Origin of the sequence: Thermobifida cellulosilytica TB100 (assembly GCF_001517975.1) — a bacterium.
Taxonomy (GTDB): Bacteria; Actinomycetota; Actinomycetes; order Streptosporangiales; family Streptosporangiaceae; genus Thermobifida; species Thermobifida cellulosilytica.
The window spans coordinates 653,718-673,308 of the sequence record NZ_KQ950180.1; the positions used below are offsets into that span (position 1 = coordinate 653,718).

The 19,591-nt window shown below is 72.3% G+C and carries 20 protein-coding genes; 6 read left to right on the forward strand and 14 right to left on the reverse strand.

Translation table 11 applies throughout. The features are described 5' to 3' along the window. Window positions 1–34 precede the first annotated feature (34 nt). Together AC529_RS02745 and moeZ are read right to left on the reverse strand one after the other, a co-directional pair. Window positions 35–439: an SPW repeat protein gene (locus AC529_RS02745; protein ID WP_068753329.1), complete on the reverse strand. Its 405-nt coding sequence runs from the start codon at window positions 437–439 to the stop codon at window positions 35–37. Window positions 440–563: 124 nt separating this feature from the next. Then, window positions 564–1,724 carry an adenylyltransferase/sulfurtransferase MoeZ gene (gene moeZ / locus AC529_RS02750; RefSeq protein ID WP_068753330.1) on the reverse strand — a complete coding sequence of 387 codons (1,161 nt, stop codon included), beginning with the start codon at window positions 1,722–1,724 and terminating at the stop codon, window positions 564–566. 257 nt (window positions 1,725–1,981) lie between these two features. On the opposite strand from moeZ, the gene AC529_RS02755 reads away from it, so the two are divergent. The 3 genes from AC529_RS02755 to AC529_RS02765 all read left to right on the forward strand — a co-directional run bounded on the left by AC529_RS02755 (window position 1,982) and on the right by AC529_RS02765 (window position 4,037). Continuing rightward, complete coding sequence (locus AC529_RS02755) at window positions 1,982–2,203, forward strand: hypothetical protein (protein WP_068753331.1); 222 nt, start codon at window positions 1,982–1,984, stop codon at window positions 2,201–2,203. A gap of 199 nt (window positions 2,204–2,402) precedes the next feature. Beyond that, window positions 2,403–3,023, forward strand: coding sequence for a TetR/AcrR family transcriptional regulator (locus AC529_RS02760; protein ID WP_068753332.1), 621 nt, complete (start codon window positions 2,403–2,405; stop codon window positions 3,021–3,023). 171 nt (window positions 3,024–3,194) lie between these two features. Then, window positions 3,195–4,037, forward strand: coding sequence for a mechanosensitive ion channel family protein (locus AC529_RS02765; protein ID WP_068753333.1), 843 nt, complete (start codon window positions 3,195–3,197; stop codon window positions 4,035–4,037). Between the two features lie 70 nt (window positions 4,038–4,107). Here the strand turns inward: AC529_RS02765 and AC529_RS02770 are convergent, their stop codons facing one another. From AC529_RS02770 to AC529_RS02780, 3 genes are all read right to left on the reverse strand, one after another. Continuing rightward, complete coding sequence (locus AC529_RS02770) at window positions 4,108–4,350, reverse strand: hypothetical protein (RefSeq protein WP_068753334.1); 243 nt, start codon at window positions 4,348–4,350, stop codon at window positions 4,108–4,110. A gap of 242 nt (window positions 4,351–4,592) precedes the next feature. Continuing rightward, entirely contained in the window at window positions 4,593–4,904 is a 312-nt protein-coding gene (locus tag AC529_RS02775; RefSeq protein WP_068753335.1) for a DUF6401 family natural product biosynthesis protein, read from the reverse strand. A 132-nt stretch (window positions 4,905–5,036) separates the two neighbouring features. Continuing rightward, window positions 5,037–5,741, reverse strand: coding sequence for a ferritin-like fold-containing protein (locus AC529_RS02780; protein WP_068753336.1), 705 nt, complete (start codon window positions 5,739–5,741; stop codon window positions 5,037–5,039). Window positions 5,742–6,265: 524 nt separating this feature from the next. Here AC529_RS02780 and AC529_RS02785 point away from each other — a divergent pair. Both AC529_RS02785 and AC529_RS02790 read left to right on the forward strand, forming a co-directional pair. Further along, window positions 6,266–7,777 (forward strand): DEAD/DEAH box helicase, encoded by a 1,512-nt coding sequence (locus AC529_RS02785; RefSeq protein ID WP_083947884.1) that lies wholly within the window; start codon window positions 6,266–6,268, stop codon window positions 7,775–7,777. Window positions 7,778–7,843: 66 nt separating this feature from the next. Beyond that, window positions 7,844–8,716: an alpha/beta fold hydrolase gene (locus AC529_RS02790; RefSeq protein ID WP_068753337.1), complete on the forward strand. Its 873-nt coding sequence runs from the start codon at window positions 7,844–7,846 to the stop codon at window positions 8,714–8,716. A 72-nt stretch (window positions 8,717–8,788) separates the two neighbouring features. Here AC529_RS02790 and AC529_RS02795 read toward each other — a convergent pair whose 3' ends face one another. The 4 genes from AC529_RS02795 to AC529_RS02810 form a co-directional block, all read right to left on the reverse strand. Beyond that, on the reverse strand, window positions 8,789–9,682 hold the full coding sequence (locus AC529_RS02795; RefSeq protein ID WP_068753338.1) for an MBL fold metallo-hydrolase: 894 nt from the start codon (window positions 9,680–9,682) through the stop codon (window positions 8,789–8,791). Window positions 9,683–9,879: 197 nt separating this feature from the next. Continuing rightward, the gene (locus AC529_RS02800; RefSeq protein WP_068754432.1) at window positions 9,880–10,740 is read right to left on the reverse strand and encodes a PHP domain-containing protein; all 861 of its coding nucleotides are present in this window, start codon (window positions 10,738–10,740) and stop codon (window positions 9,880–9,882) included. A gap of 8 nt (window positions 10,741–10,748) precedes the next feature. After that, window positions 10,749–11,426, reverse strand: a complete 678-nt coding sequence (locus AC529_RS02805; RefSeq protein WP_083947983.1) for a DUF6758 family protein — start codon at window positions 11,424–11,426, stop codon at window positions 10,749–10,751. A gap of 46 nt (window positions 11,427–11,472) precedes the next feature. Beyond that, window positions 11,473–12,429, reverse strand: a complete 957-nt coding sequence (locus AC529_RS02810; protein ID WP_232306535.1) for a CPBP family intramembrane glutamic endopeptidase — start codon at window positions 12,427–12,429, stop codon at window positions 11,473–11,475. A gap of 320 nt (window positions 12,430–12,749) precedes the next feature. On the opposite strand from AC529_RS02810, the gene AC529_RS02815 reads away from it, so the two are divergent. Then, window positions 12,750–13,889 carry an Mrp/NBP35 family ATP-binding protein gene (locus AC529_RS02815; RefSeq protein WP_068753339.1) on the forward strand — a complete coding sequence of 380 codons (1,140 nt, stop codon included), beginning with the start codon at window positions 12,750–12,752 and terminating at the stop codon, window positions 13,887–13,889. Between the two features lie 75 nt (window positions 13,890–13,964). On the opposite strand, the gene AC529_RS02820 is transcribed toward AC529_RS02815, so the two are convergent. From AC529_RS02820 to AC529_RS02840, 5 genes are all read right to left on the reverse strand, one after another. Further along, complete coding sequence (locus tag AC529_RS02820) at window positions 13,965–15,032, reverse strand: S1C family serine protease (RefSeq protein ID WP_232306536.1); 1,068 nt, start codon at window positions 15,030–15,032, stop codon at window positions 13,965–13,967. A 556-nt stretch (window positions 15,033–15,588) separates the two neighbouring features. Beyond that, entirely contained in the window at window positions 15,589–16,614 is a 1,026-nt protein-coding gene (locus AC529_RS02825; protein ID WP_232306537.1) for a sigma-E factor regulatory protein RseB domain-containing protein, read from the reverse strand. A gap of 47 nt (window positions 16,615–16,661) precedes the next feature. Beyond that, window positions 16,662–17,291, reverse strand: a complete 630-nt coding sequence (locus AC529_RS02830; RefSeq protein WP_068753340.1) for an anti-sigma factor family protein — start codon at window positions 17,289–17,291, stop codon at window positions 16,662–16,664. Beyond that, window positions 17,288–17,860, reverse strand: a complete 573-nt coding sequence (gene sigE / locus AC529_RS02835) for an RNA polymerase sigma factor SigE (RefSeq protein WP_068753341.1) — start codon at window positions 17,858–17,860, stop codon at window positions 17,288–17,290. The genes AC529_RS02830 and sigE overlap by 4 nt, the downstream gene beginning before the upstream one ends. A 227-nt stretch (window positions 17,861–18,087) precedes the next feature. Continuing rightward, window positions 18,088–19,584, reverse strand: a complete 1,497-nt coding sequence (locus tag AC529_RS02840) for a leucyl aminopeptidase (RefSeq protein WP_068753342.1) — start codon at window positions 19,582–19,584, stop codon at window positions 18,088–18,090. Window positions 19,585–19,591: the final 7 nt, after the last annotated feature.

Sequence of the window (19,591 nt, forward strand, 5' to 3'; positions counted from 1 at the left end):
GTGCGGGCCGCCGACAGCAACGGGCGCCGAATCCTCAGACCCGGGCGACCGGGGGGTGCGCCGTCGGCGAGCGGGTCCACGACCCGTCGGGGCCGTGCGGTTCCTGGGTGCGCCTGGCCCTGCGGCTCGGCGGCAGCCCCGCCACTCCCATGACCGCGATGACGGCTCCGGTGATCCAGGCGGTCCACGCTCCGGCGGGCTTCCCGGCGAAGCCGATCAGCCAGGGCGTGAGGAACACCAGGACGCCCAGCGCCGCCAGGAGCGCCTCGCCGAGGACCAGTCCCGGCCGGGTGACGCAGATCGTCGCGGTGAACACCGTGGCCAGGCCGAGCAGGAACAGCGCGACCATGGCCGGTCCGAACATGCCGTGCCAGATCCAGCTGAGGGCCACCACGATCCCCGCGGCCAGGGCCGCCCAGTCACTCCAACGTCCGCCCATCGTGCACCTCCCGGGCCGTGCTCCCGTTGTCGACGGCAGCTACCCGGATCGGCGCGGAACTCACGCCGGACAAAAAGACGTGGGGGCCGCCGCGGCGCGCGGCGGCCCCACGGTGCGTCCGGTGTCAGTACCGGGGCAGGCTCGGGTCGACGGTCTCGATCCAGGACAGCACGCCGCCGCCGACGTGCACGGCGTTGGAGAAGCCCGCCTTCTTGACCGCGGCCAGCGCCTCGGCCGAGCGGCCGCCGGACTTGCAGTGCAGGATGATCTGCTTGTCCTGGGGCAGCTTGGCGAACGCCTCACCGGTGAGGAACTCCCCCTTGGGGATGAGGACCGCGCCCGGGATGTTGACGATCTCGTACTCGTTCTTCTCCCGGACGTCGACGAGGAAGAAGTCCTCGCCCTTGTCCATCTTCTCCTTGAGCTCCCGGGCGGTGATGGTGGAGCCCAGCGCGGCCTGCTGCGCCTCCTCGGGGATGGTGCCGCAGAACGCCTCGTAGTCGATGAGCTCGGTGATCGGCTCGGCGTTGGGGTCCTTGCGGATCTTGACGGTCCGCCAGGTCATCTCCAGGGCGTCGTAGATGAGCAGGCGGCCCACCAGCGGGTCCCCGATGCCGGTGATCAGCTTGATGGCCTCGTTGGCCATGATCGACCCGATGGCGGCGCACAGCACGCCCAGGACGCCGCCCTCGGCGCAGGAGGGGACCATTCCGGGCGGCGGCGGCTCGGGGTACAGGTCGCGGTAGTTGGGGCCGTACTCGTTCCAGAACACGCTGACCTGGCCGTCGAAGCGGTAGATCGACCCCCACACGTACGGCTTGTTCAGCAGCACGGCGGCGTCGTTGACCAGGTAGCGGGTGGCGAAGTTGTCGGTCCCGTCCAGGATCAGGTCGTAGTCCGCGAAGATCTCCAGGGCGTTGCTGGAGTCGAGCCGCTCCTTGTGGAGGACGACGCGGACGTACGGGTTGACCTCCGCGATGCTCTCCCGGGCGGACTCGGCCTTGGGCTTGCCGAGGTCGCTCTGGCCGTGGATGATCTGGCGCTGCAAGTTGGACTCGTCCACGACGTCGAAGTCGATGATGCCCAGGGTGCCCACGCCGGCGGCGGCCAGGTACAGCAGCGTCGGGGAGCCGAGCCCACCCGCCCCCACGACCAGGACCTTGGCGTTCTTCAGACGCTTCTGACCGTCCATGCCGACGTCGGGGATGATCAGGTGGCGTGAGTACCGTTGCACCTCTTCAACGGTCAGCTCGTCGGCTGGTTCGACCAGCGGCGGCAGCGACACAGCAGCTCCTCAAACGATCGGTGGCGCGGCGTGCTCGCGGGGGGCGCGGACCCCGGCCGTTGCGCACGCTGCGGGCTTGCTCAATTATCCCAACCTACGGGGTGGGGTTTATCATTCCCCCGCGGGGTTACGGGAACGGGTGCGCCACCCGACCGACCGTCTCCCCGCAGTTCAGCGCTGGTTCTGCGAACTTCGCCACAGGCGCGGGGCAGCAGGGCCGCGGCGGCGGAAACCGGCACCGACCGACGGGAGTCCCCATGGCCGCTGAAGCGAAGCGCCCGCGTGTCCCACCGCACGCTCCGGACGACGAGCCCCCCCTGGAAGCGCCCGAGGCCGATGTCGCCGAGCAGCGCACCGCCGACAGCGACGACGTCGAGCAGCGGCCCGAGCTGTCCCTGGAGACCGGCCCGGAGGTTCCCGAGGCGGACGCCCTGGAACAGGCGCTGGAGGTTCCCGAGGACGAGGACGACTACCGCTGAGCGTTCCCTCGCGGCACTCGTCTCCCGGAAACCCCTGTCTTTCTGACAAACCTCCCTTGAACTGGGCGAATCGGTCCGGCGTTTTACGGCCGAGTAAGATAGCTCGGTACGCACCGGCCGCTTCCGGACCCCTGTCCGTCGAGGCGGCCGAACCAGGACACGGCGTTCGGCGTCGCAGACAGTTTCGGAGGGTGTGGCTGTGACGGCTCCTTCAGAGGCCCGCCCGCGGGGGACCAGGCTTCCCCGGGTGGCCCGGCGACGGCAACTGCTCGCCGCGGCCCAGCAGGTCTTCGTGGAACGGGGATACCACGCCGCGGCGATGGACGAGATCGCCGAGCGCGCCGGGGTCTCCAAACCCGTGCTGTACCAGCACTTCCCCGGCAAACTGGAACTCTACCTGGCGCTCCTGGAACAGCACTCCGAGGCCCTGGTCGAAAAGCAGCGGGCCGCCCTACAGTCCACCGACGACAACCGCCAGCGGGTCGTCGCGAGCTTCCAGGCGTACTTCGACTTCGTCTCCGGCGAGGGCGAGGCGTTCCGCCTGGTCTTCGAGTCCGACCTGCGCAACCTCCCCGCGGTGCGGGAGAAGACCGAGGAGACCACGCTCCGCTGCGCGGAGCTCATCGGCGAGGTGATCCGACAGGACACCAGCGTCTCCGACGAGGAGGCGCACCTGCTCAGCATCGGCCTGGTCGGCATGGCCGAGACCAGCGCACGCTACTGGCTGAGCCACGGGGGCATCCCCAAGGAGGCCGCCGAGCAGCTCATCGCCCGGCTCGCCTGGCGCGGCATCAGCGGCTGGGACCTCACCCGGAGCTGACTCCGGCACCGGTCGTCCCCTCCTCGAACTCTTGATGGTTCGTCCTCCGATCTCCGGGTAGTCGCGGTCTCACCACCGCACTCTCTCGGTTCGGTCGGATGACGGCGGCCCGCTCTCGGAGGCCCTCCCGACGGTCGCCGCCCGACGGGCCGTTCCGGGGAAGGGGACGAGATGTTCACACCATTCGCCGTAACCGACATCGGGCAGGGCATCGGCAACGCCTGGGGGACAGCAGTGTCCTTCATCCCCAGGCTCGCGATCTTCCTTGTCGTCCTGATTCTGGGCTGGCTGCTCGCCAAGCTCGTCGGCCGGCTCGTCGCCAAAGGGCTGAGCCGGGTGGGGCTCGACCGCGGTCTGGAGCGCGGCGGACTGGGCAACTACTTCCAGCGCAGCCGGTTCAGCGCCAGCGGTCTGGCCGGGAAGTTCGTCTACTACGCAGGGGTGCTGATCGTCCTGCAACTGGCGTTCAGCGCGTTCGGTCCCGACAACCCGATCACCCGGATGCTCGACGGGGTGATCGCGTGGCTGCCGAGACTCGCCGTGGCGCTGGTCATCGTGGTGGTGGCGGCGCTGATCGCGCGGGCGGTGCGCGACCTGCTCTCCGACGCGCTCGGCGGGCTCGGCTACGGCAGGCTGCTGGCCACCGTCGTGGGTGTGTTCATCCTCGGTCTGGGCGTCATCGCCGCGCTCAACCAGATCGGTGTGGCCACCACGGTGACCCTGCCGGTGCTCGTCGCCGTGCTGGGCACGGTGGCGGGGATCCTCGTCGTCGGGGTCGGCGGCGGCCTGATCCGGCCGATGCAGCAGCGCTGGGCGGCCTGGCTGGACCGCGCCGAGAGCGACACGAAGCGCTTCCGCGAGCAGGGCGGCTACCAGCGCGGCAAGGCCGACGCCCTGGGCGCCCGCTCCGACGAGACGGCCGCCGCCGGGCAGGAGGCCGCGCCGGCCGGACGGGTCGCGCCGCCCCGGCAGGGGTCGTCCGGCTCGCCCCGGCACCGCCACGAGCGCCACTGAACCGGGGGGCGGACTCCCCGCTCGGGCGGGGAGTCCGCTGCCTGTCCGCGGCGCCGCCGCGGCGCGGGACTCAGAGCAGGTCGTCTCCTGCGAGCTCCTCACGGGCCAGCCGGTCGATCCGCCGGAAGAAGAGGACGACTCCGGCGAACAGCAGCACGAAGCACAGCCAGAAGGCCAGGCTGGCAGGACCCGTGGTGATCATGATGACCAACGCGACGACCGCCTGTAGACCGTAGATGGAGAAGTCGACGCGATCCTTGTGGATCAGGACTCCGATCGGTGGACGCGCCGCCCCGTGCCGACCGCTCCCCATTCGTTTTCCTTTCTCGCGGCACCCCGGTGTGCCGTCTCTCGGTCATCGGGCTGGGCTGCCCCAGCCTGTAGCGGCGGAATGCGCGATTCCGGTCGCGCTGCCCCGCCCGTCGCGCCTCCCACCGGACCGGTACGGGGCGCACGGGCGGTGTTCCGGTCAGGGCTTAGCGTACGCCCACCGCGCACGTCTTTGTCGCCACTTCACCGATCCCCACGGTGACGTTTCCGGCGAAGGCCGCTTTCCTACCGGACGAAGCCCTCTTCCCGGGCCAGTCGGCAGATCGCGAGCAGGCGCAGCGTCTCCCAGTCGTAGTCGACCTCCGTGGAGTGCCACCCGCGCTCCCGGCACCCGTCGAGGAACCCCCGGAGGTACTGCGCGAGGCTGCGGCGGGACAGCGGGACGCCGCTGTCGGCCAGGGCGTCGCGGACCGCGGCGACGTGCTGGTCGACCTGGGCCAGCAGGCCCGGGACCGACGGTTCCTCCCGCAGCCCGACACTGTCGAAGGCGTGCGTGAGCTGGGCCAGCGGACATCTGGCGGAGAACCCACTGCGCATGGGACCGGCACCTCGGAGAACAGCCGTCCAGGCAGGACGGACAACGGGAAAGATGACAGAGCCGAATATATACACACGAAACAGACAAAAGGGACAATCTGTTCGGTGTGGTCCGCCTCTCCCCGGGACCGGTCAGTTCGCCAGACCCATCGCCTGGAGCCGGGAGTTGTGCGCGTCCGTCAGCCGGGCGAAGATCCGGCTCACCGCGGCCAGGTCGCCCGTGCGGCCCTCCTCCGACTCCCCCGCGGCGAGCAGCTCGGCGAGCCGGGGGTGGTCGACGGCGACCCGCTGCGCCTGACTGAGCGCCTCACCGACCAGGCGGCGCGCCCACAGCGCGAGCCGACCCGCCAGGGTGGGGTCGTCGGCCACCGCCTGCTTGACCTTGGCGGCGATGAACTCGGCCCGGCCCTCCTCGGAGAGCACCCCGGCGACCAGCTCCCGGGTCTCGTCGTCGGTCACCTGGGCGATCTGCCGGTAGAAGTCCGCCGCGATCCCGTCTCCCACGTACGCCTTGACCAGGCTTTCCACCCAGGTCTGCGGAGTGGTGCGGGCGTGCCACTCGTCCAGCGGCCCGACGAACGGCTGCATCGCGGTCTCGGGGTCCACTCCCAGTTCCAGGAGCCTGCGGCGCAGCAGTTGGTGGTGGGCCTGCTCCGTCGCCGCGAACGCCGCGAGTTCGGCCTTGTCCTCCAGGGTGGGCGCCAGTTCGGCGTCGGAGGCCAACCGGAAGAACGAGACCAGTTCGGCGTAGGCCAGCAGTCCCAGGAGATCGATCACACCGCGCTCGGCCGGGGCGGCGTCCCGGGAGGGACCGGGAACGGCTGCGGAGGAACTCATGCCCCTCAGCCTAGCGCCCGCCCGGCACCGCTCCCGCTTCCCGCGCGCCTCCGGGACTATTCGGGGCCTCTCCCGCGTTGTCCTGCACAGTGGACAGGCACGGAAGTCGTGCCCTATCCAGCACTGATCACGCAGGCTAGACTCGTAACCGCGGTCGGTGCCCGCCGACCGCGCACCACGCGCCCCGTCGCAGCCGGTCGCGTCGCTCCCGTCCCGGGGCCCGCACCTGATCCACCGACCTGCGCGGCAGCGGCCCCGCGGTCCGGCCGAACGCACGGACCCATGGCAGTGGACGGGCCGCCGCACCCCGCGGCGGCACCCCGGCCCGCGATGGCCGCGCACCCTGACTGACAACAGCAAGCGGGTGGACCCGAACCGGTCGCGCGTCCGTGCCCGACGGCCCCGCCCCGGCGCAGCGCAGCGCCGCGCGGACTCTTCCGATCCGACGAGCCGCGCCGGACCGCCGCGACCGAGCGCGCTCGACGACGAGCCCGTCCGCCCCGCCGCATACGCGGCCCGCCCAGATGGAGGCATGGATCCTGACCAGCACCAGTACCGCCAAAAATCCGCATCAGACAACCTTCCGTGATCTCGGCGTCATCGACGACATCGCCGACGCCCTGGAAGCCGAGGGCATCGTCGCCCCCTTCCCGATCCAGACCCTCGCCCTGCCCCTGGCCCTGACCGGGACCGACATCATCGGCCAGGCGCGCACTGGCACCGGCAAGACCTTCGCGTTCGGCCTCCCGCTGCTCCAGCGGGTGCACGACCGGCCCGGCTCGGCCAGGCGGCCCCGCGCCCTGGTGATCGTGCCGACCCGCGAACTCGCCATCCAGGTGGCCGCGGACCTGGCCACCGCCAGCAAGCTCACCAACGCGCGGATCGTCACCGTCTACGGCGGCCGCGCCTACGAGCCGCAGATCACCGCGCTGCGCAACGGTGTGGACATCGTCGTGGGCACCCCAGGCCGCCTGCTCGACCTGGAGAAGCAGCGCCACCTCGACCTTTCCGAGGTGGCCGCTCTCGTGCTGGACGAAGCCGACAAGATGCTCGACCTGGGCTTCCTGCCCGACATCGAGCGCATCCTCGCCAAGACCCCCGAGCAGCGGCAGACCATGCTGTTCTCGGCGACCATGCCGAGCGAGATCGTCAGCCTGTCCCGCCGCTACCTGCGCCGTCCCACCCACGTGCGGGCCGACGACGACCTCGACGAGTCCGGCTCCGAGCGGGTGACCCAGCACGTCTTCCGCACCCACCCGCTGGACAAGCTGGAGATGCTCGCCCGCCTGCTCCAGGCCCGCGGCCGCGGCCTGACCATGGTGTTCTGCCAGACCAAGCGGGTGTGCGACCAGGTCTCAACCGCGCTGCGCGGACGCGGCTTCGCCGCCGCGGCCGTCCACGGCGACCTCGGGCAGAGCCAGCGCGAGCGGGCGCTGCGGGCCTTCCGCAACGGCAAGATCGACGTGCTGGTCGCCACCGACGTCGCCGCCCGCGGCATCGACGTCGACGACGTGACGCACGTGGTCAACTACGAGTGCCCCGACGACGAGAAGACCTACACGCACCGCATCGGCCGGACCGGCCGGGCCGGACGCTCGGGCACCGCCGTCACGTTCATCGACTGGCAGGAGATCGCCCGCTGGAAGTTGATCAACAAGGCGCTGGGCCTGCCCTTCAGCAACCCGGAGGAGACCTACTCCACCTCGGCGCACTTCTTCGAGGCGCTGGACATCCCGTCGGACGCCAAGGGCGTCCTCGCCAAGGAGCAGCAGGAACGCGCCGGTCTGGAGGCCGAGGCCGTCGAGGACATCGGCGAGACCGGACGGGCCGGACGCGGCTCCGGCGACCGGGAGCGCCCCAAGCGGCGGTCCCGCAACCGCCGCACCCGCCGCGGCGTCGCCACCGCCGAGCGCCCCGCCGCGGCCCCCGCTGACGACCAGGCCGCCGCGGCGGACGGGGACGCCCCCGCCCGGCCCCGCAGGCGCACCCGGCGCCGCACCAGGGGAGGCGCCGAAGCGGGCAGCGACCAGGGCTGAGCACCGGCCGGGACCGACCCCGTGCGGGCCCCTGCGGGGTGCCGCGTTCGTCTAGGGTGATGACCCGTGAGTACTCCTCGGTTCCTGACGCTCCCGCCCGGGGTCGACCGCGTCGACGTCCCCACCCCGTCCGGTCCCGTGGCCGCCCTGGCGGCCGCTCCGGTCGTCGGGGGCTGCGAACGCCACACGGCGGTGCTGGTCCCCGGGTTCACCGGGAGCAAGGAAGACTTCATCGCGCTGCTACAGACGCTGGCCCAGGCAGGACGCCGGGTGTACGCGCTGGACCTGCCGGGCCAGTACCAGTCGCCCGGCAGCGACACCCCGGAGGCCTACTCGTGCGCGGCGCTGGGCCGGGCCGTCGCCGACTTCGTCGACGCCGTCGGCGAGGGGCCGGTCCACCTGCTCGGGCACTCCTTCGGCGGCCTGGTCACCCGCGAGACCGTACTCGCCGACGAGATCCCGCTGCTCTCCCACACCCTGATGAGCTCCGGCCCCTCGGGGGTGGGAGGCGCCCGCGGAGCCGAGGCCCGGCGCCTGGTCTCCGAGCTCGGCCCCGCGCCGACCCGGGAGCTGGTCCGCCGACTCTGGTGGGAGCGGTACGAGGAGCGGCAGCGGGCCCTGGGGCTTCCCGAGGAGATCCACGTGTTCCTGCGCGAGCGGATGCTCGCCAACCACCCGCTCGGGCTGCTCCGGATGGCCCAGGAGGTGACCTCGGCGCCCGACCGCACCGCCGAACTGGCCAAGGCCGGCCTTCCCACGCTGGTGCTCTACGGCGAGGACGACGACGCCTGGACGCCCGAGGCGCAGTCGGAGATGGCCGACCGGCTGGACGCGCGGCGCGTGGTCGTCCCCGGGGCCGCGCACTCGCCCAACGTCGAGGCGCCCGAGACCACGGCCGCCGCCCTCACCGACTTCTGGAACAGCGCGGAGCCCCGCTGAGGCGGTCCGCGCCGCGGCCCCGACGGGCCGGACCCCGGGGTGTCCCGCCGGGGCCGCGGCCCTCCCTCGGTCTCACTCCCCGGCGACCCAGGAGTCGAAGTTCTTGGACTCCGCGCCGATGGTGGTCTCCTCGCCCGTGGAGGGCAGCACCCGGGTCTCCTCGGGCAGCGCCAGCAGGATCTCGCCGACGGAGGCGAGCTGGGAGGTGTAGTCCATGTAGCCGTCGCCGACGGTGCCGAGCTTCCCGGCGAGCAGGGTGTCGCCGCTGCACACCAGCTTCAGGTGGGGGAAGTAGTAGGACAGCGAGCCGGGGGCCGTCCCGGGGGTGGGCAGGATCTCCAGCTCGACGTCGCCGATGGTCAGCTTGCCGCCGCCCTCGGCCTCGATCTCGGGGTGGTGCTCCACGCCGTGGACCTTGCGCCAGCGGCGCAGCTCCTTGGGGTGCAGGGCGATCGGCGCCTCGTCGCGCTCGGCGACCTCGACCGCGCCGGCGATGTGCGGCCGGTAGCCGTTGGTGCAGGCCACGAGGTAGATCTCACGGTCGCCCACCGCTTCCAGGACGGCCTTGGCGTCCTCGCCGGGGTTGACCACGACGACGCCGTCCTCGTCGATCTGGACGATCCAGGTGTTGGTGACGACCTCGTACTCCTCACCGTCGACCTCCAGCGTGCCGGACATCTCGACCCGCTCCACGGGCAGGTCGTCGCCCGAGCCGTCGGCCTCCGCCGCCTCCTCCTTCTCCTCGGCCTTCTCCTCGGCGTCCTCGGAGCCCGCCTCCTCGCCGTCGGAACCGGCCTGCGCCGCGTCCTCGCCGACGCTCTCCGCGCTGGCGTCGGCGCTCTCCGCGTCGGCGTCCTGCGCCTCAGCGGCGGCGTCGGACTCCGTCTCCTCCGCGTCCTTGGCACCGGTCGAGGCGGCGTCCGCCTCGGTTTCGTCCTTCTTCTTGCCCTTCCGCTTCCAGAACACGTGCCGCCCCTTCGGTTCGCTGACGATTCATCGGAACTGGTGCGGGCCTATTGTGACGGAGGATGCTCCTGTTGGGTATCCGCCGATGCCGCGGGGGTCCGCCGCGGTCCCGCACGATACCTGTGCCGTCGGTGTTCGCACAGTTCACCGGCAGTATCGACGGAGATGGTTAAAAGTACTCAAGAGTCGCGGCGCCCTCAGCCGACCAGGGGGGAGGCCCCGGAGGCCTGCGCGACCAGCGCGGCGTAGACGTCCGGATCCGTGGTCGAGCAGCCCAACCGACGCCCGGTCAGCTCGCCGTGGTCGTCGCTGGAGCCCGTGACCAGCACGCCCAGCTCCGCGGCGCGCTGCCGCCAGCGGGCCCGCTCGTCGTCGTCGTGCGAGGGGTGGTCGGCCTCGATCCCGTTGAGCCCCGCCTCGGCCATGCGCGCCGCCAGCTCTTCGGGCACCTCTCTGGTCAGCGCGCCCTCGCCGCGGGCCGGGTGGGCGAGGACGCACACCCCGCCTGCTGCCCGCAGCAGCCGCACCGCGCGCACCGGGTCCAGCGCGTAGCGGGTCACGTGGGCGGGCTTTCCCGACCCGATCCACCGGTCGAAGGCGTCCTGCACGTCGCGGGCCGCCCCGACCTCGACGAGCGCCCGGGCGATGTGCGGGCGGCCCACCACGTCCCGGCCGTCCACGTCTCCGGCGAAGGCGCTGACCTGTTCCCAGGTGACCGGGATCCCCTGGTCCTGCAACCGCTCCACCATGGTCCTGGCGCGCACGATCCGGTCGTCGCGGATGCGTTGCAGCTCGGCGGTCAGCTCCGGGTCCTCCGGGTCGAACAGGTAGCCCAGCAGGTGGACGCTGGATCCCTCGTGGGCGCAGGACAGCTCGATGCCGGGGACCAGGGTGAGGCCGGGGGGCAGATGGGCGGCCGCCTCGGCGATCCCGGCCGTCGTGTCGTGGTCGGTGAGGGCCAGCACGTCGAGCCCGGCGGCGGCCGCGTGCTCGACGACGGCCGCGGGGGAGTCGGTGCCGTCGGAGACCGAGCTGTGGGAGTGCAGATCGATGCGCATCGCTTCGATCATAGGCCCGCGGCGGTTCCTCCCCCAGCCGGCCGGACGGTCTCGGTCAGGAGCGGGGAGGGCGCTCCGAAGGGAAGCTCCGGGAAGGGGCCGACGTCCCGGGCCTCACGCAGGTCCCGGACGGAGGCGATCTCGCACATCAGCATCCCGGCGTCGGCGGATCCGAAGACGAACCACAGCCACTGGGCCATCGCCTCTCCGACGTAGATCGCCCGCTCCGGCCCCCCGTCGACGCTCCACAGGGGGATCTCGTGGCCGTCGTTGCGGACCTTGGCGTCGGGCGGGTCGTCGTCGAACCCCTCCCCCGGATCGGGTCCGCCGATCCCGGCGATCCGGGCGGCCAGGCCGATCCCGGGCTGCTCCGCGACCACCACGAGCTCCCCGATCCCGCCGAGCGGGGCGGGACCGGACAGGGCGACCGCGGCGGCCAGGGTGCCGGTGCGCTCCTCGCCGACGTCGGCGAAGCCGGTGATCACCCACCCGTTCGGCAGCGGCCAGGGCAGCCAGACGGGCACCCGCGCCTCGTCGAGCACCAGGTCCAGCGAGGCCGAGCCGGGCTCGCGCACCCCCCGCAGCGGGACCACCGGTCCGTGCGCGTCGCACCGCCACGCGCTCGACCACAGATCGGGTTCGTGGACGGCGCGCCCACAGCGCGGACACGTGGGAACAGTCTTCATGGTTGTCGGGGTGCTACCCGGAGACCCCCGGGGAAAACGTGGCCGCTCAGGCCCCGTGCGTCCTGGAGGCGAGGGCGTCGGCCGAGCGGGGGGCCGGGTCGCCCGGAGTGGTGCGGCGGATCCCTCTCCTGCGCCGCATCCAGACCACCACCAGGCAGAACGTTCCCACCTCGACCAGGAGGGAGAGCGCCCCCTGCCAGCTTCCGACCCCTTCCGTCCGGCCGAGCGTGCCCTCGTAGGCGGACAGCGCGAACACGACCATGTTGTGCACCGTGTGCAGCGCGATCGCCGCCTCCAGCCCTCCCGTGTACCAGGTGAGCCAGGCCATGGCCACCCCGAAGGTCGCGACGTCCGCCAGCGCCCAGGCCGTGTAGTCGTGCAGGAGGGTGAAGACCAGGCCGCTCACCAGGATTCCGGGCAGCGGACCGACGAAGAGGCGGTTGACCCGGGCGGCCGGTGCGGACCCGGCGGACCGGGACTCCTCCCCGTAGGCGCCGACCGTCTGCATGAGGAACCCGCGCGTGGCGTACTCCTCGGCCGCGGCCTGGAACGGCACCAGCAGCACGATGACCGCCAGCGCCGCGACGAACACGCCCGTTCCCGCGTACTCGCCGAGGACCGGGCTTCCCGGCTCGGTGACCAGCAGCAGCACGGTGAAGACGGCCAGGAAGAGCAGGGCGCTTCCCGCGGCCGCCGCCGCACAGCGCAGCAGCCACGACCAGCGCAGCCGCCCCTCCACCGAGGACAGCGAGCCGCCCCTGCGCTTCAGCACGAACCGCACCACGATCAGCACGGCCGGGATGAACATGATGTTCATCAGCAGCCCGACCGCGAGGTCTCCCACGGGGTGGCCGGTCTTGCCGGCGGGGGCGGGGATGCGCTGGATGGCCTTGACCAGTTCCAGGACGACCAGGACGAAGACGCTCATCCCCACGGACAGCAGCGCCGCGTACACCAGGGCCAGCAGGGGCCTCCACCAGCGGTGCCGCTCGGTGCGGCCCATCCGGTGGTAGGGGACGCCCGGCGGCGGCTCGTCCGTCCGCGGCCGGGGCGGCTGCACCGGCGGCGGCCACGCCCACACCGTGTCCGGCCCTCCCGCGCCCTCCGCCTGACTGGGCGAGGCCCAGACCTGGGAATGCTCGGGGACCGACCGGTCCTGCGGGTCGGGTCCGGACGGCCACGGCGGAGGTGACGAGTTTCCCATCGTTCGTCCGACACTACTAGCGGATGGTGTATTACCAGCGTTAAGAGCGCTCGCTTCCCCCAACTCGCGACCGCGACCGCCTGCACGTTTTACACATGGGCTTTCGTACCATTGGAGGCATGTCCTCCACACCCACCACCGAGCAGGTGAACGCGGCTCTGGCCACCGTCAAGGACCCGGAGATCCACCGCCCCATCACCGAACTCGACATGGTCAAGAGCGTCGAGATCCACGACGACGGCACGGTCTCCGTCGGCATCTACCTCACGGTGGCCGGCTGTCCCATGCGCGGTCGTATCGAGAAGGACGTCGCCGCCGCGGTCAGCAAGGTGCCCGGGGTGACCGGCGTACGGGTCGAACTCGACGTCATGAGCGAGGAGCAGCGCAAGGCGTTGCAGACCAAGCTGCGGGGCGGCCAGCCCGCGAAAGAGATCCCCTTCGCCAAACCGAACTCCCTCACCAAGGTCTTCGCCATCGCCTCCGGCAAGGGCGGGGTCGGAAAGTCCTCGATCACGGTGAACCTTGCCGCCGCCATGGCTGCCCAGGGGCACAAGGTGGGCGTTGTGGACGCCGACATCTACGGCCACTCCGTACCCCGGATGCTGGGCGCCGACGAGCGTCCCACCAAGGTCGAGGACATGATCCTGCCGCCGACCGCACACGGCATCAAGGTCATCTCGGTCGGCATGTTCACCCAGGGCAACCAGCCGATCGTGTGGCGCGGCCCGATGCTGCACCGCGCGTTGCAGCAGTTCCTCGCCGACGTCTACTGGGGCGACCTGGACGTCCTGCTGATGGACCTGCCCCCGGGCACCGGCGACGTCGCCATCTCGGTGGCCCAGCTCCTGCCGAGCGCCGAGATCGTCGTGGTGACCACGCCGCAGCAGGCCGCCGCCGAGGTGGCCGAGCGCGCCGGTTCGATCTCCGCGCAGACCCACCAGCGGGTCGCGGGAGTGATCGAGAACATGTCCTACTACCAGACGCCCGGCAGTGACGAGCGGGTCTACCTGTTCGGCGAGGGCGGCGGCCAGGCCGTCTGCGACGGACTGTCCCGCACCCTGGGCACTCCGATCCCGCTGCTGGGACAGGTGCCGCTGGAGGTGGCGCTGCGCGAGGGCGGCGACCGGGGCGTTCCGCTGGTCATCGACAACCCCGACAGCGAGGCGGGCAAGGTGCTGCGCTCCATCGCCGAGGAGCTCGCCGGCAAGCCGCGCGGCCTGGCCGGAAGGATGCTGGGCCTCAGCCCCACCGGCCGCTGACCGCAGTCACCGGACTCGACCGCCGAGGCCCGGCCCCCGGAGCGGGGCCGGGCCTCGTCCGGTGCGGGCCGGAACTCAGTTGTCGGAGGAGCCCAGCACCATGACCGCGGTGTGCTCCTCCTCGCCGCGGACGTAGCGGACCTCCACGCGGTCCCCCGGGGCCTTGGTGTGGATCAGGGAGACGAGCTGGTTGGCGTCGCGCACCGCGGTGCCGTCGAACTCCACGATGACGTCGCCGGGACGCAGTCCGGCCTGGTCGGCCGGGCCTCCCGGCACCACGCTCCCGTCCTCCTCCATGATCAGCGCGCCCTGCTCCTGGTACTGCAGGTCCAGCACCGCGCCGATGATCGCGTGCGGCGCCTCGCCGCTCTCGATGAGCTGCTCCGCCACGCGCGCCACCTGGTTGGACGGGATCGCGAAGCCCAGGCCGATGCTGCCGCTCTGCGCCCCGCCGGTGCTGCCCATGGTGGCGATCGCCGAGTTGACCCCGATCACCATGCCCTGCTCGTTGACGAGCGGTCCTCCCGAGTTGCCGGGGTTGATGGCCGCGTCGGTCTGGATCGCGCTGATGTACGCCTGACGGCCCTCCTCGCCGACCGTCACGGGACGGTTGAGCGCGCTGACGATTCCCGACGTGACGGTGCCCTCCAGACCGAGCGGCGCGCCGATCGCGATGACGGTGTCCCCGACGGTCACCTGGTCGGAGTCGCCGAACTCCAGCGGCTCCACGTCCAGCGGGTCCACCGGGAGCAGCACGGCCAGGTCGGAGGAGGGCGCGGTGCCCACCACCTCGGCCTCGCTGGTGTGGCCGTCGCTGTAGACCACCACGACGACCCCGGCGCGCTCCACCGCCTCGACCACGTGGTTGTTGGTGACCACGTAGCCGTCCTCGATGACGAACCCCGAGCCGTTGCCGCTGACCCGCGGACTGGCGCTGCGGATGGACACCACGCTCGGGTTGACCCGCTGCGCGACCCCGGCGATGGTGTCGGGGGCGCGGCTGGGCACGTCGCTGGGCACCTCGTTGTCCAGCGCTCCGGCGCTCTCCACCTCCGGGTCCTGCTCACCCCCGCCCAGGGAGGCGCCCAGGACTCCGCCCACCCCAGCCGACGCCATGGCCACGACCATGACCAGGAGCAGCACCGCCCACAGCGGAAGGCCGCGACCGCCACGGGGCTGCGGCGCTCCCGGGGAGGCGCCGCCGGGGAAGGCTCCCCCGACCGGCCACCCCCCGGTGGGTCCGGCAGGCCCGGCGGGTCGGTACGGGGCCTGCGGTGTTGCGGGGCCGCCCGGCGTGCCGAGGGGGTTGGCCCAGTTCTGGGCTGCTGCGGGGCGCCCGTCGACCGTCCAGGGCCGGGACGGGGACGCGGGCTGTCCCGGGCCGGGCCCGGCGGTCGGCGCCCGTCCGGGGGCGGACGGGGCCGCTGCGGGCGTCCCCTGCTGCGGTCCCGACGGCTCCCGGCGCGCCTCCCCCTGGCCCAAGGGCGGGGCGTGCCTCTCCGGGGCTGACGACGGGCCGGACCGGACCGTCAGTCCTTCCGCTTCTCCCCCGGGGGCACGGTGTCCGGTTTCGTCGTTCATGTACTCTCCGCCTATCGCTGCCCGATTCATCCTGGCGCGCACACCACAAACGTCGGTCCACGGGAACCGCGGCCGTTCGGCCACCCGCTTTTCCCGTGTTCAACCGCTGGGATGCGCATCACCCCAGCCAGGTTCCCATCCGTTCCAACCCGCGGCCGATCCTCTCCCAGAAACCCGTTCCGTCGGGCGGGGGCAGCGCCTTCAGCGCTCCGAAGGCGATCCCCGGGGGAGCGTCGGCGAGCACGGTGTGGACGAACCCGTCCGCCTCCCACATCCGCCGGTGCTGGCCGCCCTCGTCGGCGACGTGGACGGCCGCGCCGTCCCGCTCCACCTCGCGCAGTTCGGTGACCGCGCTCTCCGCCAGGCTGCCGCGCTGGACGAACACCGAGATCACGCAGATCCCGTCGGAGTAGGTCAGATGGGCGACCCGGTCCTCCCCGCTCCCGGTGGAGCGCGCCTCGACCAGCTCGAACCCCCAGTACAGCCGTTCCGGCAGCGTCCACCCCTCGTCCCTCAGTTGGGCCAGCACGGACGGGTCGAGTTCGTCCCCCCACGGGCGGCCCACCACGTCGGGCCGCACCTCCTCACCGGCCGCGCCCACCGTGTCGGCCCCGAAGCTGACCGACTCGAAGGCGCTGGCCTGGGCCAGCTCCCCGTCGATGTCGTACACCTCGCGGCGGAGGAGCAGGCCGGTCTGCTCGTCGACCCAGAAGCGGGCCGCGACCTGCCCGCTGTCGCGCCGGGCGGTGACCTGTACCGCGGGGCGTCCGACGATCTGCCCCGTCCCGTCGGCGCGGACCCAGAAGTTGGCCTCCAGGACCGCGAGCACGTCCTCGTCGGGGCCCTCCCAGGCGTCCGTGCCGACCAGGACGTCCGTGCCCTCGGTGCCGTTCCGCACGGGGCTGACCAGGGTGCCCACCTCGGGCCGGTGCAGGATGTTCAGCAGCGCGGTCTCGGTGCGGCCGGTGCCGTCCACCCAGGACACCGAGCGGACTCCCTGGTAGTGGAGCCGCATGCTGCTCTCCGCCGCGCGGCGCAGGATCTCCATGCCGTCGCCGCCGCGCCGCTGCACGGTGTGGCCGGTGTGGGAGTCGGCGGCCACGGTGACGGCGATCAGGAACAGCAGCAGGCACAGCACGGACACCGGGACGGTCCTGTGCCTGTGGTGTCCGGTCTCGTGGCGGCTCCCGCTCACCGGGGGGCGGACGGGTCCGGCCGCGCCGGTTCGCTGGTGACCGACTGCACCGTTCGGACCGTCGCGCCCCGCGGCGACTGCGACGTGACCACGGGGAGCGTGGCGGGGTCGCCCAGCGGGGACTGCCCGGACACGGCCGCGTGCTCGATCACGTAGTCGACCAGCGCGGGGGTGACCACGGGCTGGTCCGTGCGGTCTCCTCCGGCGACGAAGGCCGTACCCAGGGTGACCGCCAGGACGGAGGCCCCCGCCACCGCGTAGCGCGCCCTCCCCCAGGCCGGGCGGAACCGGGAGCGCCCGCGGGCCGGGGCGGGGCGCTGTTCCACCGGTCGGGCGGGAACGCCGCCGAGGGGGCGTCCGGCGCCCAGGGGAGGAGCCGTTCCGAAGGTGCCGCCGGGAGGCCCCTTGGGGAGGGTGTCGTCGGGCAGGGAGAGCAGTCGGCCGAGGAACGCGGAGGCGGGCTCCGGGCCGTCCAGGGCGCTGAGCCGCTGCTTGAGCCGGCGCAGCATCTCGGCCTCGAAGCGGCAGGTCTCGCAGCCGGCCAAGTGGTTGAGCACCCGTTCGCGATCGCTGTGTCCCAGCTCGCCGTCGACGAAGGCGGACAGCCGCTCCTCCAGGTGGCTCATGCTTCCGTGACCTCCCCGGCTCGTTCGGCGGTCAGGCGGCGGTGCTCCAGCGCAGCGCGCAGTTGGGCCCTGCCGCGGTGGATGCGGCTGCGGACCGTGCCCAGCTTCACCCCCAGGGTGGCCGCGATCTCCTCGTAGGAGAGTCCCTCGATGTCGCACAGCACGACGGCGGCGCGGAACTCGGGGGGCAGCGCGTCGAGCGCGGCCTGCACGTCGGCGTCGAAGTGGCGGTCGTCGTACGCCTGCGCCGGGGAGGGCTCGCGTCCCTCGATGCGGTCGCCGGCGGACTCGGCCAGTCCTTCGAAGCGGATGCGGGCGCGGCGGCGTGCCATGTCGAGGAAAAGGTTGGTGGTGATGCGGTGCAGCCACCCCTCGAAGGTGCCGGGCGTGTAGGTGGCCAGGGAGCGGAAGACCCGGATGAAGACCTCCTGGGTGAGGTCCTCGGCGTCGTGTTGGTTGCCGGTCAGCCGGTAGGCCAGGCGGTAGACCCTCGGGGAGTGGGTGCGTACGACCTCGTCCCAGCTAGGCGGTTCCCAGTGGCCGAAGTCGGCAGAACGGGAATCTGCCACCGGCGCTCCCTTCACTCGACATCGGTCCACGCGGCGGGCGGACACGGTGATCCTTCCGCCCTTCTTTAACACCGCGGCGGGCGATTAAGTTCCGCAGCCCTTCTACCAGCGGGTTTCCAGGCTAGCCAGCCGGGGCGGGAAGGGGGAGCACCACCGGGCCCGGCGCGGCTCGCCGCGGTCCGCGACGGGTGCGGGGCCGCGCGCGGCGGCGCCGACCGGGCCGGGGGCTACCGCTCGGCCAGCCAGCGCAGCAGCAGGCGGGTGGAGAACGCGGTGCCGCCCTTGCTGAGCACGCCCTCCTCGCTCATGGACCGGCCCGGTCCGGCGATGTCCAGGTGCGCCCAGGGCACGGAGCCGACGAACTCGCGCAGGAACAGCGCGGCCTCGGTGGCCCCGGGGTGGCCGTAGTCGGCCTTGACACCGGTGTTGGCCAGGTCGGCGACCGGCGAGTCGAGGGTGTCGCGGTACTCCTCATGCAGCGGCATCCGCCACAGCGTCTCGCCCGACCGCTCGCCCGCGTCGAGGAGCGCGGCGGACAGGTCGTCGTCGGTGGCGAACAGCGCGCCGATACCGGTGCCCAGCGCGACCTTGGCCGCGCCGGTGAGCGTGGCCACGTCCACCAGGACGTCCGGCTCCAGTTCGGCCACGGCGTAGCCGATCGCGTCGGCGAGCACCAGGCGGCCCTCGGCGTCGGTGTTGAGCACCTCGACCGTGCGGCCGCTGTAGGTGGTCAGCACGTCGCCCGGCCGGGTGGCGCTGCCGGAGAAGGCGTTCTCCGCGACCGCCATGAGCCCGGTGACCGCGGTCCGCACCCCCAGCTCGCCCAGTGCCGCGAGGACGGCCAGGACGATTCCGGCGCCGCTCATGTCGGTCTTCATGAGCTTCATGTTGTCGTTGGGCTTCAACGACAGGCCGCCGGTGTCGAAGGTGATGCCCTTGCCGACCAGCACCACGTGGCCCGTGGGGTTGTCCGGGCGGTAGGACAGTTCGACCAGCCGCGGCGGCCGGACCGACCCCTGGCCGACGGCCAGGATCGCTCCGAACCCGTCGCGTTTCAGCGCGGTCTCGTCCCAGACCCGGACCGACAGGCCCGCCCGTGCGCCGATCTCCTCGGCCCGGGCCGCCAGCCAGGCGGGGCTCTTCTCCGCGGAGGGGGTGTTGATCAGGTCCCGTGCTGTTGCGGTGGCACGGGCCAGGACCGCGCCGCGCCGGATCGGTTCGGCGGCCTGCGCCGCCGAACCGACCAGGTCGATCACGGGCGCGGGGGCGGCGCCCTTGGCCGCCTCGGCCAGGGTGAACGTGTAGGAGGCGAGCAGCGCCCCCTCGACGAACGCGGTCAGCGCGGCCGGGTCGTGCTCCGACGCGGCGGCGTTGACCGCCACCCGGGCGGCTCCCCTGACCGAGCGTGCGAGCGCCGCACCCGCCCGACGCATCTCCCCGGGAGTGGCGTCACCGATTCCCAGGAAGGACAGCCGCACCAGCCCTCGACCGAGATCCACCGGAAACTCGGTGACCTGTCCCGGTTTTCCGCTGAATTCGTAGGTGTCGAACAGTTGCGCCACCGGCGCGGGAAACCGGGCGTCGAGATCGGCCGGATTCAGCCCCACCCCGTCCAGGACCGGCTGCGGCCCGTCCGGTCCGGAACGGACGACGAGCACGAGACGGTCCGCCGTGGATTCGGCGAGGACGCCTTCGACCGGGTGGATCTCCGTAGCGAGAGGCACGGACGCT